The sequence below is a fragment of the Tabrizicola sp. genome (genome assembly GCF_031377265.1).
GTDB lineage: Bacteria > Pseudomonadota > Alphaproteobacteria > Rhodobacterales > Rhodobacteraceae > JAUYQR01.
Map to the genome: position 1 here is coordinate 1 of NZ_JANMET010000235.1, position 1,648 is coordinate 1,648.

The window sequence follows — 1,648 nt, forward strand, 5'->3', positions numbered from 1 at the left end:
CCAGCACCGGCGCCCCCGACGTGATCAGCGCCACCGCCAGAAACTGCGACGCACCCGCATAGATGATCAGCGACAGCGCGGTCGCCTCGACCGCCGTCAGACCGCTTTGGGTCGCAACCACACCAAAGGAAAACGAGATCGGCAGGTAGCCGAGCGCGACCGGAATGGCGGCGATAAGTCCGTCGCGAAAGCTGGCACTGTCCCCGGTTTGCACGAACGCGACTACTCCGCCGCCTTCAGATAGCTTTCCAGCGGCGGGCAGGTGCAGATCAGGTGCCGGTCGCCGTAGACATTGTCCACCCGGCCCACCGGTGGCCAGTACTTGTCCACCTTGAAGGCACCCGGCGGAAAGCAGCCCTGCGCGCGGCTGTATTTGCGGTCCCAGGCCTCAGTCACGAGTGCCGCCACGGTATGGGGCGCATGGCGGAGCGGGCTGTCCTCGGCGCTGATCTCGCCCCGCTGCACCGCCGCAATTTCCGCGCGGATCGCCAGCATGGCGGTGACGAAGCGGTCGATCTCGGCCTTGGTCTCGCTCTCGGTCGGTTCCACCATCAGCGTACCTGCCACTGGCCAGCTCATCGTCGGCGCATGAAAGCCGTTGTCGATCAACCGCTTGGCAATGTCGTCCACGGTCACCCCAGCCTCGGCAAAGGGCCGGGTGTCCAGAATACATTCATGCGCCACCCGGCCCTTGTTGCCCATGAACAGGATCGGATAGGCCCCCTTCAGCCGCGCCGCGATGTAATTGGCGTTCAGGATCGCTACCCGCGTCGCCTGCGTGCAACCCGCCCCCCCCATCAGCAGGCAATAGGCCCATGAGATCAGCAGGATCGACGCCGACCCATAGGGTGCAGCACTGACAGGGCCTTCGGCCCCGCCCGTCTCCGGATGCCCGGGCAGGAACGGCGCCAGATGCGCCTTCACGCCAATCGGCCCCATCCCCGGCCCGCCGCCGCCGTGCGGGATCGCGAAAGTCTTGTGCAGGTTCAGGTGGCTCACGTCCGACCCGATCTCACCCGGTTTCACCAGCCCGACCAACGCGTTCATGTTGGCCCCGTCCAGATAGACCTGCCCGCCATGATCATGGGTGATCCGGCAGATCTCCTTCACCGTCTCTTCGAACACCCCGTGGGTGGAGGGATAGGTGATCATGCAGGCCGCCAGCCGGTCGCCCGCCGCCTCCGCCTTGGCGGCAAAATCCTCCAAATCCACATCGCCATTAGGCGCGGATTTCACCACCACCACCTCCATCCCCGCCATCTGCGCGCTGGCCGGGTTGGTGCCATGCGCCGAAACCGGGATCAGGCAGACGTTGCGATGCGCGTCACCCCGGCTGCGGTGATAGGCCTGAATGGTCAACAGCCCCGCATATTCCCCCTGCGCCCCGGAATTCGGCTGCATCGACATCGCGTCATAGCCGGTGATCTCGCAGAGCTTCGCCGTCAGATCGTCGATCGCCTCGCGGTAGCCCAGCGCCTGATCGGCTGGGGCGAAGGGATGCAAGGACCCAAACTCCGGCCAGGTGATCGGCATCATCTCGGCCGCCGCATTCAGCTTCATCGTGCAGGACCCCAGCGGGATCATCGCCCGGTCCAGCGCAAGGTCGCGGTCCGACAGACGCCGCATGTAGCGCATCATCTCGCTCTCG

Annotated in this window: 2 protein-coding genes; both read right to left on the reverse strand. The window is 65.6% G+C overall.

Annotated elements, in window-relative coordinates; all coding sequences use genetic code 11:
- Positions 1 to 214, reverse strand: a 214-nt coding sequence (locus RMO18_RS13670) for an AzlC family ABC transporter permease (RefSeq protein ID WP_309666610.1), incomplete at its 3' end; no start/stop codon positions are given.
- 8 nt (positions 215 to 222) lie between these two features.
- A partial coding sequence (locus RMO18_RS13675) for a glycine dehydrogenase (RefSeq protein ID WP_405054075.1) occupies positions 223 to 1,648 on the reverse strand: 1,426 nt, incomplete at its 5' end.